Source organism: Arthrobacter sp. NPDC055138 (genome assembly GCF_053607305.1).
Genome location: NZ_JBSGTH010000004.1, coordinates 86573 through 102501 on the forward strand (window position 1 = coordinate 86573; position 15929 = coordinate 102501).

17 protein-coding genes are annotated in these 15929 nt (G+C 66.2%); 7 read left to right on the top strand and 10 right to left on the bottom strand.

The features are described from left to right. Positions 1–65: 65 nt before the first annotated feature. The 3 genes from ACWF5H_RS11090 to ACWF5H_RS11100 are packed head-to-tail and all read left to right on the top strand — an operon-like array spanning position 66 to position 2432. Complete coding sequence (locus ACWF5H_RS11090; RefSeq protein WP_452036839.1) at positions 66–1427, top strand: MFS transporter; 1362 nt, start codon at positions 66–68, stop codon at positions 1425–1427. After that, the gene (locus ACWF5H_RS11095; RefSeq protein WP_452036840.1) at positions 1424–1819 is read left to right on the top strand and encodes a RidA family protein; all 396 of its coding nucleotides are present in this window, start codon (positions 1424–1426) and stop codon (positions 1817–1819) included. The genes ACWF5H_RS11090 and ACWF5H_RS11095 overlap by 4 nt, the downstream gene beginning before the upstream one ends. Further along, positions 1812–2432 (top strand): RraA family protein, encoded by a 621-nt coding sequence (locus tag ACWF5H_RS11100; protein ID WP_452036842.1) that lies wholly within the window; start codon positions 1812–1814, stop codon positions 2430–2432. The genes ACWF5H_RS11095 and ACWF5H_RS11100 overlap by 8 nt, the downstream gene beginning before the upstream one ends. Positions 2433–2495: 63 nt before the next feature. Here the strand turns inward: ACWF5H_RS11100 and ACWF5H_RS11105 are convergent, their stop codons facing one another. Together ACWF5H_RS11105 and ACWF5H_RS11110 are read right to left on the bottom strand one after the other, a co-directional pair. Further along, complete coding sequence (locus ACWF5H_RS11105) at positions 2496–3875, bottom strand: NAD-dependent succinate-semialdehyde dehydrogenase (protein ID WP_452036844.1); 1380 nt, start codon at positions 3873–3875, stop codon at positions 2496–2498. Between the two features lie 135 nt (positions 3876–4010). Then, positions 4011–5450, bottom strand: a complete 1440-nt coding sequence (locus tag ACWF5H_RS11110) for an amino acid permease (protein WP_452036846.1) — start codon at positions 5448–5450, stop codon at positions 4011–4013. A gap of 312 nt (positions 5451–5762) precedes the next feature. Here ACWF5H_RS11110 and ACWF5H_RS11115 point away from each other — a divergent pair, with 312 nt between their 5' ends. Both ACWF5H_RS11115 and ACWF5H_RS11120 read left to right on the top strand, forming a co-directional pair. Continuing rightward, on the top strand, positions 5763–7109 hold the full coding sequence (locus ACWF5H_RS11115; RefSeq protein WP_452036847.1) for a hemolysin family protein: 1347 nt from the start codon (positions 5763–5765) through the stop codon (positions 7107–7109). Then, positions 7110–8153: a hemolysin family protein gene (locus ACWF5H_RS11120; protein WP_452036848.1), complete on the top strand. Its 1044-nt coding sequence runs from the start codon at positions 7110–7112 to the stop codon at positions 8151–8153. A gap of 59 nt (positions 8154–8212) precedes the next feature. On the opposite strand, the gene ACWF5H_RS11125 is transcribed toward ACWF5H_RS11120, so the two are convergent. Continuing rightward, complete coding sequence (locus ACWF5H_RS11125; RefSeq protein ID WP_452036850.1) at positions 8213–9109, bottom strand: helix-turn-helix transcriptional regulator; 897 nt, start codon at positions 9107–9109, stop codon at positions 8213–8215. 124 nt (positions 9110–9233) lie between these two features. On the opposite strand from ACWF5H_RS11125, the gene ACWF5H_RS11130 reads away from it, so the two are divergent. Together ACWF5H_RS11130 and ACWF5H_RS11135 are read left to right on the top strand one after the other, a co-directional pair. Continuing rightward, positions 9234–10256: a zinc-dependent alcohol dehydrogenase family protein gene (locus tag ACWF5H_RS11130; RefSeq protein ID WP_452036852.1), complete on the top strand. Its 1023-nt coding sequence runs from the start codon at positions 9234–9236 to the stop codon at positions 10254–10256. A gap of 89 nt (positions 10257–10345) precedes the next feature. Beyond that, on the top strand, positions 10346–10756 hold the full coding sequence (locus ACWF5H_RS11135) for a (R)-mandelonitrile lyase (RefSeq protein ID WP_452036854.1): 411 nt from the start codon (positions 10346–10348) through the stop codon (positions 10754–10756). A 103-nt stretch (positions 10757–10859) separates the two neighbouring features. On the opposite strand, the gene ACWF5H_RS11140 is transcribed toward ACWF5H_RS11135, so the two are convergent. From ACWF5H_RS11140 to ACWF5H_RS11170, 7 genes are read right to left on the bottom strand one after another with little or no spacing between them, the layout of a single operon-like run. After that, complete coding sequence (locus ACWF5H_RS11140) at positions 10860–11168, bottom strand: hypothetical protein (RefSeq protein WP_452036856.1); 309 nt, start codon at positions 11166–11168, stop codon at positions 10860–10862. Continuing rightward, a complete protein-coding gene (locus ACWF5H_RS11145) occupies positions 11168–11395 on the bottom strand; it encodes a tautomerase family protein (RefSeq protein WP_452036858.1) in 228 nt (75 codons plus the stop codon). Before ACWF5H_RS11145 ends, ACWF5H_RS11140 begins: the two co-directional genes overlap by 1 nt. Before the next feature lie 9 nt (positions 11396–11404). Beyond that, positions 11405–12886, bottom strand: a complete 1482-nt coding sequence (locus ACWF5H_RS11150; RefSeq protein WP_452036860.1) for an aldehyde dehydrogenase — start codon at positions 12884–12886, stop codon at positions 11405–11407. Then, positions 12879–13631 carry an alpha/beta fold hydrolase gene (locus tag ACWF5H_RS11155; protein ID WP_452036861.1) on the bottom strand — a complete coding sequence of 251 codons (753 nt, stop codon included), beginning with the start codon at positions 13629–13631 and terminating at the stop codon, positions 12879–12881. Before ACWF5H_RS11155 ends, ACWF5H_RS11150 begins: the two co-directional genes overlap by 8 nt. 2 nt (positions 13632–13633) lie before the next feature. Next, complete coding sequence (locus ACWF5H_RS11160) at positions 13634–14185, bottom strand: amino acid synthesis family protein (RefSeq protein WP_452036863.1); 552 nt, start codon at positions 14183–14185, stop codon at positions 13634–13636. Further along, positions 14182–14814 carry an amino acid synthesis family protein gene (locus ACWF5H_RS11165; RefSeq protein ID WP_452036865.1) on the bottom strand — a complete coding sequence of 211 codons (633 nt, stop codon included), beginning with the start codon at positions 14812–14814 and terminating at the stop codon, positions 14182–14184. Before ACWF5H_RS11165 ends, ACWF5H_RS11160 begins: the two co-directional genes overlap by 4 nt. After that, entirely contained in the window at positions 14807–15925 is a 1119-nt protein-coding gene (locus ACWF5H_RS11170; RefSeq protein ID WP_136786147.1) for an LLM class flavin-dependent oxidoreductase, read from the bottom strand. The genes ACWF5H_RS11165 and ACWF5H_RS11170 overlap by 8 nt, the downstream gene beginning before the upstream one ends. Positions 15926–15929: the final 4 nt, after the last annotated feature.

Here is a 15929-nt window from a genome sequence, read left to right on the forward strand (position 1 = left end):
AGTCACCCGCACCAGCGTGCGGCACGCAACCGCCGACTTATTCTCGCACCCCTATTGGAGATGCAATGTCCCACGATGTGACACAAACCAGCGCGGCCGACGCCCGCCTGGACCGCAAGAAGATGCGGAAAATTTCCACGGCCAGCGTCATCGGCACCACCGTGGAGTGGTATGACCTGTTTCTCTTCGGCACCGCGTCCGCGCTGGTGTTCAACCGGATCTTCTTCCCCGAGCTCGACGGCGCCATCGGCACCATCCTGTCGTTCCTGACCTTCGCCTCGGCATACCTCGCCCGAATGGTCGGCGCCATTCTGTTCGGTCACTTCGGCGACCGGCTGGGCCGCAAATCCATGCTTCTGATTTCACTGATGACCATGGGTGCGGCGACTTTCGCCATCGGCTTGGTGCCGGACTACGCCACGATCGGTATTGCAGCGCCGCTGCTGCTCCTGCTGCTCCGGCTGATCCAAGGACTGGCGCTGGGCGGAGAATGGGGCGGTGCGGTGCTGATGACCGTTGAGCACGCGCCGGAAAACCGCCGCGGCTTCTTCGGATCCATGGTGCAGATCGGTGTGCCCATCGGAACCTTGCTGGCCAACGTAGCCTTCTTGATCGTGGCCTCCAACTTGAGCGACGAGGCCCTGCTCAGCTGGGGTTGGCGTGTACCGTTCCTCCTCTCCGCCGTTCTGGTCGCGGTGGGTATCTACATCCGCCTGAACATTGAAGAGACCCCTTCCTTCAAGATGGTCCGCGAGACGGGCGCCAAGGCCAAGCTGCCCTTCGCCTACCTGATGAAGCGGTACTGGAAGCAGGTCATCCTGGGTGGCGTAGCTACGCTCTCCACGGGCAGCACTTTCACCCTCTTGGTAGCTTCCGGTGTCAACTACGGCACCGCCGAGCTGGGTTACTCCAAGAACATGATGCTCTGGGTGGTCATGTTCGCCTGCCTGCTTGCGTTCGTTGCCATTCCCTTCTTCGGGCGCCTCTCCGACCGAGTCGGCCGCAAGCCCATCATCTTCGCCGGCGTCGTAGCCGAGGCGCTCCTGGCCTTCCCGTTCTTCTGGCTCATGAACTCGGGATCCGAGCTCATGGTCTTCGTTGCGTACGGCCTCATGATGCTGGCGTTCTCGGCCAACTACGGCCCGATCGCCACCTTCCTGGCCGAACTGTTCGGTTCCAAGGTCCGCTATTCGGGTCTGTCGGTCTCGTACATGCTCTCGGGCCTGTTGGGCTCGGCCGCGACGCCCGCCATTACCGTGGCGCTTCTGGCCGCTACCGGGCAGAGCTCGTCCATCGCCTGGTACATCCTGGGAGCTGCCGTGCTGTCCCTGATCGCCCTGTATCTGCTGACCGAGACGCGCCACGGCGACATCGACGCCGTGGACAATACGGATACCGTCAAGTCGTCCGTCAAGGCGGCGCCGTGAGCATTCGCCGCATCGCTGCCGCGCCTGGTGCGGTAGGGCCGGTAGGGCCCTACTCCCAGGCGGTGGTGGCCAACGGATTTGTCTTCACGTCCGGGCAGATCCCGGCCGGTCCCGGTGGTTTGGACGATCAGCCGGAGAGTTTTTCAGATCAGGTCCGCCAAACCATCCGGAACCTGGAGTCCATCTTGACCGAGGCCGGCAGCGGTCTGGAGCACGTGGTCAAAGTGAACACCTACCTGACCAGCGCGGATCAGCTCGAAGAGTACAACAGGGTGTACGACGAGTACTTCGGCCCGCATCGGCCTGCACGCACCTCTGTGTGCGTCAGCCTCTGGGGTGTGTCCTTGGAGATCGAATGCGTGGCTGTAGTTCCGGGAGCCGACCATGGATGAGCTGATGCAGCAATTGCGTCGGGTGAGCCTCCCGACCTTGGGCCACTTTCTTGAGGACGGCTTCTGCACCTCGGAGATCCGAAGCATGGTTCCAGGCCTGCGCATGATGGGGATTGCCGCCACCGCGATGATTCCTGACGCCGACGCTGTAGCTGTTAATCAAGCCTTGGTCCGGCTGCAGCCCGGCGAGGTGCTGGTCCTCGACATGAACGGCGACCACAGCCATGCGCCAGTGGGTGCGGTGACCACAGCCGCAGCGCGGTCGCGCGGTGCGGCGGGAATCTTGGTAGACGGACCGGTCACCGACCTTGCGGATCTGCGGGCAGAAGACGGCGACAGTCCGCTGCCGGTGTTCGCCCGCGGCACCACATGCCTGACCACTAAGCGGTACGGTTCCGGCCGGGCAACGTTTGGGGTTCCGGTCACGGTGGGCGGAGTGACTGTGAACGCCGGCGACATTGTGCTCGGTGATGAGAACGGCGTGGTGGTGTTGGCACCCGACGCCGCGGCTGGCGTCGTTGGGTCTGCCCTTGAATCTGACGATGCCGAGCCTGCGATCCTGAAGCGGATCGCGGCCGGGGAACCGCTGGAAGATGTGCTCTACCTCGGTTAACGAGGCGCAAGCAGCGAAGGCCCGGGTGCGTTCTAGATGCACCCGGGCCTTTGTCACGGTGCCTTACCGGGCTTGCGGGATCCGAATGAGCTTCTTGTTCACGAATTCGTCCATGCCGAAGCGGGCCAGTTCACGGCCAACGCCGGAACGCTTGACACCGCCGAAAGGTAGATCCGGCTGGGTTCCCGTGGGGCTGTTGATCCACACCATGCCGGTGTCGAGCCGGTCCGCGACGCGCCTGGCCTGCTCGACGTCGGCACTGAAGACCGAACCACCCAGACCATAGGCGGAGCTGTTGGCGAGTTCGACTGCCTCTTCTGCGTCTTTCACCTTGTAGACCACTGCCACGGGCCCGAAGATCTCCTCGTTGTACGCGCGCATCCCCGGCACCACCCCGGTGAGCACGGTGGGAGACACAAAGGCGCCGGAGCCGTCCGGGCGGGTGCCGCCGGTGCGGACCTCGGCGCCTTTGGCTACCGCATCCTGAACCTGTTCCATCACGCCACGGGCAGCGGCCTCGGACGACAGCGGACCAAGCCGGGTCCCTGATTCCGTGGGGTCGCCAGGGACAATGCCCGCCATCTTGGCGGTGAACTTGTCCACGAACTCGTCATAGTGGTCTTCCAGGACAATGAAGCGCTTGGAGGCAGTGCACGCCTGCCCGGCGTTGCCCATGCGTCCGGCCACGGCAGCCTTGACCGTGGCGTCCAGGTTCTGGCCATCGAGCACGATGAACGGATCGGACCCGCCAAGCTCCAACACAACCTTCTTCAGGTTCCGGCCGGCTATCTCAGCGACGGCGGACCCTGCGCGCTCGGACCCGGTCAGTGACACGCCCTGCACGCGGGGGTCGGCGATGATGTCCGCGACTTGCTCATTGCTCGCGAAGACGTTGACGTAGGCGCCTTCGGGGAGGCCGGCGTCGCGGAACAGGGCCTCCATGGCGAGTGCGGACTCGGGGCAGCTGGGGGCGTGCTTCAGGAGCACGGTGTTGCCCAGCATCAGGTTGGGTGCGGCCAACCGGGCCACTTGGTAGTACGGGTAGTTCCACGGCATGATGCCCAGCAGGGCACCGATGGGTTCGGTACGGACCACGGCCTCGCCGCCGCCGCGTACGTTGAGGTGCTCGTCCTGCATGAAAGATTCGCCTTCGGTGGCGTAGTACGCGTAAATGTCCGCGACGAGGTCTACCTCGCCCAGCGCCTCGCGGGTCGGTTTGCCCATCTCGCGGGTGATGATGGCGGCCAGTTCTTCACGGCGCGCGGTGTAGAGGTCAGCCGTCGTCTGCAGGATTGAGGCACGCTGCGCGGCGGGCACGGCGCGCCATTCCTGATAGGCCCGGTGGACGCTGGCGACGGAGGTTTCGATGTCCGCCGCCGACGCGTGCGGATACTGATTGATTGTCTCGCCGGTCGCAGGGTTGGTTACGGTGTAAGCAGTCATCGTTCCAACGTACAGGTGCCCGTCCGGCGAGCAGCGCACGATTGTGGGGACTCACATATTGACCCCGCACAGTCTGAATAGTTGCACAGCGTCGGCCGCCCCCACATTGCCCAACGGCGGAGAACATGAAGAAGCCTAGATCTTGGTGTCCAACCCGGCACCCGCTTCCGGCGCCGGCTCCATGCCGGTCTGGTCCGCCAGCTCCGCGCGGCGGCGGCCGGCACCCTTGACCCCGAAGCGGTAGGCCAGGAACAGCAACCCGATCCACACGCAGCCCACCACCAGCGCCACCCGGGTGTCCGGCATGATGCCCAACAGCACCACGATGAAGGCCATGAACGCCAGCGCCAGATAGGACGCCACAGGCCAGAACGGCACCGGGAATTCCGACGTCGGCAGGCCCTTCCGTGCAATCTCCCGCTTCATCGCGATGTGCGAGAGCAGGATCATCAGCCAGACCCAGACGGTGGCGAAGGTCGCGATGGACGCGACGATCAAGAACAGCGACTCGGGCAACAGCGCATTAAGCACGACGCCGGCCAGCAGCACCGCGGCCATCGTCGCCACCGTCATCCACGGCACGCCGTGACGGGAAATCTTCGCGAACGCCTTCGGCGCGTGGCCCTGTTCGGCCAGCCCGTACATCATCCGTCCGGCCCCGAAGGTGTCCGAGTTGATCGCGGAAATGGCGGCGGTGATCACCACGGCGTTGAGGATGTGCGCGGCGGCGGGAATGCCCAGCATGTCGAAGATCTGCACGAAGGGGCTGGTGGATCCGTCGATCCGGTCCCACGGCGAGATCATCATCAGCACGGCCAGCGTGCAGACGTAGAACAGCAGGATCCGCAGCGGCACGGTGTTGATCGCGCCCGGAATCGCTTTCTTCGGGTTCTCCGCCTCGCCTGCCGTGATGCCGATGGTCTCGATTCCGCCGAAGGCAAACATCACAATCGAGAAGGAGGCCAGCAAGCCCCAGAATCCGTTCGCGAAGAATCCGCCCGAGCCGAGCATGGTTTCCAGCCCGGGGTTGGCCCCGGCCGGCAGGCCGAAGCCGAAGATGATGATCGCCGCGCCGCCCAGGATCATGGCGATGATCGCCACCACCTTGACCAGCGAGAGCCAGAACTCGGTCTCGCCGAAGACTTTGACCTTGACCAGGTTGATCGCGGCAATGAAGAAGACGACGGCGAGGATCCAGATCCAGCGCGGGACGTCAGGGAACCAGAAGCCCATGTAGATGCCGAACGCGGTCACGTCCGCGATTGCCACGATGGCCATCTCGAACGCGAATGTCCAGCCGGTGATGAAGCCGGCGAACGGACCCAGATAGCGGCTGGCATACTGGCCGAACGAGCCGGAGACCGGGTGCCGCACGGCCATCTCGCCCAGCGCCCGCATCACCAGGAACACCGCCGCGCCGCCGATCGCGTAGGCCAGCAGCACGGCCGGCCCGGCAGCCTGGATGGCCGCGGCCGAACCGTAGAACAGGCCGGTGCCGATGGCGGAGCCAAGGGCCATGAAGCGGATGTGGCGGACAGTGAGGCCCCGCGAGAGCGCGGAAGCGAATTGCGGCATGGGAAAAACAACCTTGCTGAAAGGGGAAGTGGGCCTGCGCTGAAAATGCGGCCAATCAATTCTACGCCCGCCCGCAAACTGGCCGACTGCAGCGTCCCGCGGCAACCGTTGTCGGCGTCGTCCTGCCTTTTGCAGCGATTGGATCCGGAATGGCAGAATTAGGGTGTCCACGGCGATCACGCCGCGGGCTTTTTCTGTCTTTTGATCTTGAGAGGATCTGATGTCCACTCCCGGTGACAGTCCGGGGCATAGTCCATGCCCCCTGCTGATGCTCGAACACGCTCCGAGAAATGCAGCAGGGGGTGCCCCTCAGTGGAAGTAATCTCGATCCTTGGCGGCCTGTTGCTGGTCGCTGGCTGCGGTTTATTCGTCGCGGCCGAGTTCTCCCTCATCACTGTCAACCGCAATTCGGTCAGGGATGCAGCGGATGCCGGCGACAAGAAGGCCGTCGGTGTCCTGAAAGCGATGAACTCGCTCTCCACCCAGCTGTCCGGCGCCCAGTTGGGCATCACGCTGACCAACCTGGGCATCGGCTTCCTCGCCGAACCCGCCATCGCCGCCCTCGTGCTGGGCCCGCTGATGGATGCGGGGCTCGCCGAGCAGGCAGCCCGTTCGGTGTCCATCACCATCGCCTTGGTCCTGGCCACGGTGCTGACCATGGTCTTCGGCGAACTGGTGCCGAAGAACCTGGCGATCGCCAAACCACTGGCCACGGCGCGTGCCGTGTCAGGCTTCCAGCGCGGATTCAGCGCCGTGACCAATCCGCTGCTCGTGTTCTTCAACGGCACGGCCAACAAGCTGGTCCGGGCCATGGGCATTGAGCCGCAGGAAGAACTTGCCTCCGCCCGGTCCGCCGAGGAGCTCACCGTCTTGGTGCGGCACTCTGCCCGGCAGGGCGTACTGCCGGAGGAGACCGCAGAACTGGTGCGCCGGTCGTTCGCCTTTGGAACCCGACGCGGCCATGACGCGATGACCGCCCGCACCCGGATGGTTTCTGTTGCCCCCGACCAGAGCGTTCAGTCGATGCTCGACGTGGCCGCCGCCAGCGGCCACTCCCGCTTCCCCGTGATGGAGCCCGGGGCCCACCAGGTGCTGGGCGTCGTGCACATCCGGCGCGGCCTGGCCGTGCCCTTTCCCGAGCGCGGCCTCCGAACCGTCACGGAGATCATGGACGCCCCGACGCTGATCCCGGACACGGTTGAACTCGACGACCTGATGGACACGCTGCGGTCCGGTGGCCTGCAAATGGCCGTGCTGATCGATGAGACCGGCGACGTCGCGGGCCTCATCACCCTGGAGGATCTTGTCGAGGAGCTCGTCGGCGAAGTCCTGGACGAGCACGACCCCGATGACGGCAGTAGCGAACGGCTGCCGTTCGGCGTCTGGCGCCTTGACGGGGCCCTTCGACCCGACGAGGCGACGGAAATCCTGGGCCACGCCATTCCGGAAGGCAGCGAGTACGACACCCTCGCCGGCCTGATCACCCTCCAGTTGGGCCGGATCGCCCAGGCCGGAGACGCCGTCGAACTGGTCACCGAGCGTTCCCATGGCCACCCGGCTGCCGCCGTGGAGCTGTGCGTCGAGGAGATGGATGGTGCGCGGATTGCCAAGATCCTGGCGACCGCCACGCTCCTCGAAACCGAAGAAGAGGTGCGCTAAATGGACGCTGTCGGAATCATCCTGACCATCGTGCTGCTCGCCGCGAATTTCTTTTTCGTCGGCGCGGAATTCTCCCTCATCGCAGCACGGCGCAGCATTGTGGAACCCCGGGCGGAGCAAGGCGGACGGGCCGCCAAAATGACCCTGTGGGCCATCGAGAACGTCTCGCTCATGATGGCCGGCGCGCAGTTGGGCATCACCGTCTGCTCGCTGGCACTGGGCTACGTCACTAAACCCATGGTGGTCTACGCCCTCGAAGGGCCCTTCACCGCGTGGGGAGTCCCCGCAGGGCTAATCGATCCGATCGCCTACGCCATTGCCCTGGGCGTGGTGACGTTCCTGCACGTGGTGCTCGCCGAGATGGTGCCGAAGAACATCGCCTTGGCCGGACCCGAGCGGATGGCCTTCATTCTTGGGCCGGTCCTGGTTGTTGTTGTTCGCGTACTGCAACCATTGCTGTGGTGCATGAACGCTATTGGCAACGGCATTCTTCGCCTGTTCAAGGTCGAGCCCAAGAACGAGGTCGCGAGCACCTTCACCCGGAACGAGGTGGCCGGCCTGGTTGAGGAATCGCGTGAAGGCGGATTGCTCGACCAGCAGGATGAACGTCTCCTGCTCGGCGCGCTGACGTTCGAAGAACGGTCGATCGAAAGCATCGTGATCCCGCTCAGCAAGGTCACGACCCTTCCCTCGGGATGCACACCCGAGCAGATCGAGCAGGTCGCCGCCAACGGCTTCTCGCGCTTCCCCGTTCAGTCGGCCAGCGGGACACTGGACGGATATGTCCATGTCAAGGACCTGCTTGTACTCAATGCCGCGGCCAGGGACCAGCCGTTGCCGGTCGGCCTGGTCCGCGAGCTGCCGCAGGTGAACCTCAGCGCCGCGCTGCGGTCCTCATTGCACCGCATGCAGCGTGAAGGGGCACACCTCGCGCTGGCCATAGACGACGCCGGCCGTCCGTATGGAATCGTGACGCTCGAGGACATGCTCGAAGAGCTCGTCGGGCAGATCCGTGACGACAGCCGGAGTACCAGCCGGGGCTGAGACCGGACAACACGACCGGGGGCTCCCGCTGTGGAGCCCCCGGTTGGCGGGCCCCGGCCCTAAGTCGCGGGACGCTCTTCCTGGGTTAGGGCGGCGTGCGGGGTATGGTCGGCGCCCCAGCTGGCGAGCAACCGAAGGCGTTCGGCAGAGGGGCTGCCGGGTTCTGCCGTGTAAACCATCAGGACAAGTCCCGGTTCCGCGGTGATGGCGAGTTCTTCATACGCGAGGGTGAGCTCGCCGACCACCGGGTGGTTGAAGCGTTTGGTGCCGGTGCCGTGGGTGCGCACGTCGTGGGCAGCCCACAAGCGGCGGAAGGTATCACTCTGGGTGGAGAGTTCACCGACCAGATCCTGCAGCGTCCGGTCGTGCGGGTCGCGGCCGGCTTCGGTGCGCATGATGCCCACGCACATTCCGGCGAACAGTTCCCAGTCCGGATAGAAGGACCTGGCCGCCGGATCGAGGAACTGGAACCGTGCGAGGTTGGGGGTGCGTCCGCCGTCGCCGATTAAAGGGGAGTAGAACGCGCGGCCCAGCGCATTGGTCGCCAGCAGGTTCTGGTACGAGTCGCGGACGAAGGCAACGCCGTCGGTGATCGCCTCGAGCGCCCACTGCAGGCTGGGCCGGGCGGCCTGGTGCGCCGTAGCGCGCCGCCGCGGACGGCCGGAAGCGGGGATGCCGTCGGCTGCCCGGGCGAGATCGAACAGGTGGGCGCGTTCGGTATCGTCGAGCTGCAGTGCCCTGGCCAGTGCTTCCAGGACGGACGCCGAAGCCCCGGCGATCGCGCCGCGCTCCAGCTTGGAGTAGTACTCCACGCTGACGCCGGCGAGGATGGCCACCTCGGTGCGCCGGAGGCCGGGCACGCGCCGATTCATCCCGCCGGGCAGTCCAGCCTCTTCCGGCGTGATCTTTGCTCGGCGGGACATCAGGAATTCCCGCACCTCTGCCCGATTGTCCATGTTTTCAGGGTAGGCGACGCCGCGGTCCCGAAGGGTGCCCTGTCAGTACACCTTTCCACAGGGACTCCCGCGGGCGCGCCGGGCGCGATTCACTGGTGGGGTACCAACGAAAGGAGCACTCCCCATGCGTGGAGTTGTGATGTACGCCCCCGGCGATGTCCGGGTCGAAGACCGTGAGAAGCCCACCATCCTGGAGCCGGCCGACGCCATCATCCGGGCGGCGGCAGTCTGTGTCTGCGGTTCGGATCTGTGGCCGTACCGCGGGATCGAACAGCTCAACGGTCCCACGCCGATGGGGCACGAGTACGTCGGCGTGGTCGAAGAAGTGGGTGCGGATGTCCGCAACGTGGAGGTCGGCGACTTCGTCATCGGTTCCTTCGTCGCCTCCGACAACACCTGCGAGATCTGCCAGGCGGGCTACCAGTCCCGCTGCGTGCACAGCGTGATGATGGGCTCCGTCGGCACCCAGGCCGAGCTCATCCGGATCCCTTGGGCCGACGGCACCCTGGTCCGCACCCCGGGAATGCCGGATCCCGACCTGATTCCGTCGCTGCTGGCGGCCTCCGACGTGCTGGGCACCGGATGGTTCGCAGCGGTGGCCGCCGAGGCCGGACCCGGGAAGACCGTGGCCGTCGTCGGAGATGGCGCCGTCGGACTGTCGGCGGTCCTGGCCGCCAAGCAGTTGGGGGCCGAGCGCATCATCGCCGTGTCCCGCCATGCCGACCGGCAGGCCCTGGCCCGCGAATTCGGCGCCACCGACATCGTCGAAGAGCGCGGCGAGGCCGGCATTGCAAAGATCATGGAGCTCACCAACGGACTCGGCGCCCACTCCGTCGTCGAGGCCGTCGGCACGCAGGAGTCGATGGAGCAGGCAATCGGCTCCACCCGGCCCGGCGGACACATCGGCTATGTGGGAGTCACCCACGACGTGAAGCTGGACGGCCTCGGCCTGTTCTTCTCCGGCGTGCACCTGCACGGCGGCCCGGCTCCGGTGCGCCGGTTCCTGCCGGAACTCATCCAGCTCATCTGGGACCGCAAGATCGAGCCCGGCAAGGTCTTCGACCTGACGCTCCCGCTGGAAGAAGCCCCCAAGGCGTACCGCGCGATGGACGAACGGACCGCCACCAAGGTGCTGCTCACCCTCTAGTCCGGCGCGGACTCTCCAGCACGGACCCTCCAGCACGGACCATCCGGGCATCGGCCCGGATGGTCCGTGAAGACAACGAAAGGAACCAGATGAGCACGCACATGCAGCCCAAGAAGCCGACCGTCAAAGGGCCGGCCGACTGGTTCACCGGCGACGTGTACTTCAACGCGTACTACGCCGGCGAAGCGCCCTCCAGAACCCGGCTCAACCTGGTCCGGTTCACTCCCGGAGCACACACCGCGTGGCACAAGCACGCCGTCGGGCAGACCCTGCACGTGACCGAAGGCATCGGCTACGTACAGTCCCGCGGCGAAGCGGTCATCGAAATCCGGCCGGGCGACACCGTCTACACCCCGCCGGGAGAATGGCACTGGCACGGTGCCACCGCCGACAACTTCATGTGCCACCTCGCTCTATGGGAAGCGCCGGAACCCGGCAGCGACGAACCGGAAACCACCTGGGGCGACAAGCTCACCGAGGAGGAGTACCCCGGCGAGTAGGCAGAACGACGGGCTAAGAGCCCATCATCATCAGCAGTCAGCACAGCGGCCCTGGCCCCCGGCGGAGATACCTGTGTCTCCGCCGGGCGGCAGTGCGTCCCCTCTACTCTCGGTAGTCGATGTGCGCGCGGACACTGCCGCCGTCGTCGCTGAGCCAGCCGCGGGTCTTCGCGAAGGAGATCATGCCGTCGAATCCGTCGGCCCACTGCGGCGGTTGGGCGGCTCCGCCGGCGCGCAACTGTTCCATCTCCAGCCAGGCATAGCCGGCGTCGACGGTACCCAACCCGGCGGCCGCCAGTGCGTGGGCAACGTCTTGTTCGACCAGTCCGCCGCCGGCGCGCACGGCGAGTTCGCGTAGGTTCTCCAGGTCCTTGACGGCGGCGCCGCCCGACCGGCTCACTTCCACATACATCAGGCGGGGTTTCCTTCCGTGACAGAAGCCGGGGCGCCCTGTTGGCGCTCGGCGATGGTTTGGTCGGCCTTCGACCAGTGGGTGGCCGGGACTTCCCGGATGATCACCGTCGTATTTTCAGGCAGCGCGTCGACGGACTCTTCCGCGGCGCGGTGCAGGGCGCTGGCCAGATTCCGCAACTGCTGCGGCGAGCGGCCCTCGGCGATGGATACGTCGATCAGTGGCATGTCTTCCTCCTAGCTGCGCATCACGAACGGGTCCGCGACCGGACCCTCGTCGGTGTTGATCCAGACGCTCTTCAGCCGGGTGTACTCGTGCATCGACTCCATGCCGTGCTCGATGCCCACGCCGCTGTTCTTGAAGCCTTGCCGCGGCGACATCGGCGACATCGCCCGGTAGGTATTGACCCAGACCGTCCCGGCCTCCAGCCGCCGGCTCATCCGGTGGGCGCGCGCCAGGTTCTGTGTCCATACTCCGGCCGCCAGCCCGTACTGGGTATCGTTGGCCAGCTGCAGCACTTCGTCCTCGGTATCGAACGGCATGATGGCGGCCACCGGGCCGAAGATCTCCTCGCGGACCACGCGCATCGAATTGTCGACGCCGGTGAGCACCGTTGGTGCATAGAAGTATCCCGGGAGAGCGATGTCCGGCCGGCCCCCGCCGGTGAGCACGGTGGCGCCCTCGGAAACGCCCAGTTCCACATAGGAGCCGACCTTGTCCTGCTGCGCTGCAAATGCCAGCGGCCCCAGCTCGGTGGTGTCCTGCAGCGGGTCGCCGATCACGATGCTTCCGGCACGCTCGGCGACCCGTTCCAGCAGTTCGTCATAGACGGACCGGTGGGCAAAGACCCGGCTGCCGGCGATGCAGGTCTGGCCGGCGGCGGCGAAGATGCCCGCCACCACGCCCATCGCCGCATTGGAAACGTTGGCGTCCTCGAACACAATGTTCGGGCTCTTGCCGCCGAGCTCCAGGGTGGAGCCGATGAACCGTGATGCGGCGGACGCGGCGATCGCCGAACCGGTGGCGGTGGAACCGGTGAAGGAGATCTTCGCGATCCCGGGATGGTCCACCAGCGCGGCACCCGCCTCGGCGCCCATTCCGGTGACCACGTTGACCACACCGTCGGGGAAACCGGCTTCGGCAGCCAGCTCGGCCAGCCGCAGGACGGTCCGCGAGGTGTACTCGGAGGGCTTGATGACGATCGTGTTGCCGGCGGCCAGCGCCGGGGCGAGCTTCGAGGTGGTCAGGGTCAGCGGCGAATTCCACGGCGTGATGGCCCCGACGACGCCCAGCGGTTCGCGCTGCGTGTAATTGAGGATCGCCGGGTTGGTGGTGGGGATCTGGCTGCCCTGCACCTTGTCCGCCAGGCCGGCGTAGTAATAGAAGTACTCCGGCAGCGTAGCCAGCTGGCCGCGCATCTCACGCAGCAGCTTGCCGTTGTCCTCGGTTTCCATCCGGGCCAGTTCTTCGGCGTTATCGCCCACCGAGTCGCCGAGCCGGCGCAACAGGTGCCCGCGCTTGGTCTGGCTCAGGTCCCGCCAGAGCGGGTTCTCGAACGCCGCTCGGGCGGCCGCGACCGCGCGGTCGACATCCGCCGTGCCGCCTCGCGCGGCGGAGTAGAGGACCTCAAGCGTGGCGGGGTTGGTGCTCTCAAAGTAGGAGCCTTCGGCGGGTGCGCTCCAGCCGCCGTCGATGAAGTGGTCGTAATTCCTAGTCATGCGGATCGTGACTCGATTCGTTGAGGAAGTCGGTGATGAGACGCGCCAGTTCGTCCGGGCGCTGCACCGGCAGCATGTGCCGTGTTCCAGCGACGACGGCGGTGCGTGTCCCCGGGATGGCCTCGCCCAAGCGGCGGGTCATCTCCGGGGTCGAACCCGGGTCCTGGTCCCCGGTGACCGCCAGCGATGGCACGGCGATGGCGCCCAGTTCGGCGCCGATCTCCGCGTCCGCCGTGGCGAAGACCCGGTAAGCGTGCAGGTAGGACTGTGGGTCATTGGCCAGCAGCGTGCTGCGGATACCGTCCACCGTCGCGGTGTCGGTGGCGGAACCTGCCGGGAACCAGCGCTCGATCGAAGCGGTCACGCTGCCGGGAAAGTCGGCCGCGGCGTTCTCCAGCCGGGAGGCAACCGAGGCCGCCTCCTGCGGGGTCCGCCGGCAGACCGAGCTGACGCTGGTCAGGCTGGCCACCAGCCCGGGCCGGTACCGGGCCAGGTGCTGGGCCACCAGCGCGCCGAGGGAGAATCCCACCAGGTGCGCCCGCCCCGGCAGCCGGGACGCGACGTCCTCGGCCAGCTCGGTGAGCGTGACCGGCTGTACCAGCCGTGGCTGGCCGCCGTGGCCGGGCAGGTCGAGTGCCAGCACGGTTCGTCCGCTGGACTCGGCCAGCCGGGGGCTTAGTTGGTCCCACATGGAACGGTCCAGCCCCACGCCGTGGAGCAGGACGATGGGCAGGTTCGTCTCCACGGTTACTGTTCGCAGGCCAAAGGTGCCAGCCGCTGCTGCGGGCGGCCCTGCGAGGCGGCGGCCAGCGCGATCACGATCTCGCCAGGATGCGGCGCGTCGGCGAGCCGGACCTCGATGCTCTGGTGGTGCGAGCGGATAGTCGCGTCGGTGACGTGCTTGAGCGGTATGTCGAAGGTGGCTCCGGCCGGACCGCGCTTTTCCACGGCTGGCAGCAGCGTGGTGGCGTTCGCGGCATTGCGGAAGTGGTCGCCGAACTTGAGGGTGTGGATGAGCGCCGAGCCGTGCTCAATCTCGCCCTCCAGTCCTACAATTGCGGCCTTGCCGTAGGCTTCCACCGTGCCGCCGAGCGCCTTGACCACGCGCGGGGCCAACAGCTCGCCCACCTTGGAGGCTGCCTCGTCGATGCCGGCGGTCAGGTCTTCGACGAAGCCCTGACCGTGCCAGGGATTGTCGATGACCGCCGCGACGACGGCGACCCGGGCGTTAGGTTCGACCGGGCGGCCGCCCTCGGTGAGGGTTTCTTCGGTCAGCGTGACGATCTTGCGGACGTTCATGCGGTGGCTCCTTCGAGGATGCGGGATGTGACGGCGGGGTCGGTGCTGCGGTCGCCGATTCGGGCGTGCGGGCGCGGGCCGGTGGACGCCGCGGCAACCACCACGATCTCGTCCGGACGGGGCCCGTCGGAGATCCGTGCGGTGATGGTCTGGTAGTGGCTGCGGGTGGACGCCTGGTTCTTGTGCCACATCGGCACCACCAGCGCCTCGCCGGCCCCGGCCCGGTCGTCGGCGAAGCAGATGATGGACGTTCCTTCCAGGAACTCGCGGACGAGGTTGCCGAAGTACGGCGTATGGATCATGGCTCCGGCATGTTCGATTTCGCCTGACGTGCCGACGATGGCGGCCTTGCCGAACGCCTCGATCCGTTCTGCGCCGCCGAGCCCGGCAATCAGCCGGTCGGTCAGCAGCCGGGCCACCACCGGGGCGATCATTTTCGACGCCGGCGCCAGATCGGTCGCCGGCGGCGTGCCGACCCATGGATTGGTGATCACTGCAGCGGCGGTCGCCCGGAACACCGGAGCCGAAGCCACAGCACCGTTTTCCTGCAGCACTTCTTCTTGGTAGTAGACGATCTTTCGGAGGCCGGCCTGTCCGCCGGAGGCAGCCGGATCGGTGCTGCTAGTCAAAATGGGGCTTCACTTTCTCGGAGAACAGCTCCAGGCTGCGCATGGCCTTCTGGTGCTTCAGGCCGGGGTGGGTGGTCCAGAGCATCATGTGCTCCAGGCCGACCTCGCGCTGCAGCTCCTGGATCTTCTCGGTGACGTATTCCGGTGTGCCTACCAGCATGTTGCGGTCCATCAGCATGTCGAAGTCCAGCGTGTGCGCGTCGGTGAGTTCTTCGCCCTCTTCCATCAGGTTGGACAAGCCGCGCCAGTGGGTGATCCAGCGGTAGGTGTTCATCACGGCTTCTTCGAATTCTTCGCGCGCCTGTTCCATGGTGTCGGCCACGTACACGTCGCGGACCAGCGCGATGCCCTCGCCCAGTGGAACCTCGCGGCCCTGGGCCTGCGCGGCGTGCTCGCGGTACAGCTCGAAGCGGCCCTTGAGCGCGGAGACCGGCGGCAGCCAGAAGATGCCCTGCACGCCGTTCTGGGCGGCACCGATGATGGACCGTGGGGTGTCGATGACCTGCCACAGCGGCAGCTTCGGCTGCAACGGCCGGGGCGTCACGGCCATCTTGGTGATCACACCGTCTTCGGTGTACTCCGGGGTGGCAGGGGACAGCGGATGGTTCCACTTCACGCCCGGGGCCGGGAACTCGTAGAACTCTCCCTTGTGGCTGAAGAAGTCGTTGTACCAGGCCTTGTCCAGGATCTCCATGGTCTCGGCGAACAACGCCCGGTTCTTCTCCTGGTCGCGCGGATCGGCCGCCGGGTTAAGGTTCAGTGCCTCGCGACCGTACAGGCCGCGGCCGACGCCGACCTCGAGCCGGCCGTCGGAGAGCTGGTCGAGCAGCGCAAGGTCCTCGGCCAGCCGCAGCGGATGCCAGAACGTGACGATCGAAGCGGCCTGGCCAATACGGATCTTCGAGGTGCGGGCTGCGATGTCCACGCCCATCAGGATGGGATTCGGAGTCAGTTCCTGGCCCTCGTGGCCGAAGTGGTGTTCCGTGTACCAGGTGGACCAGAAGCCATACTTCTCGGCGGCCACCGCGTACTCGCGAGCATCCTTCATGTGCTGGTTGTAGTTGCCCAAGTCGCCGGGGGCGCCGAGGCCGTGGAAGATGGAAAAGCGCATGGTG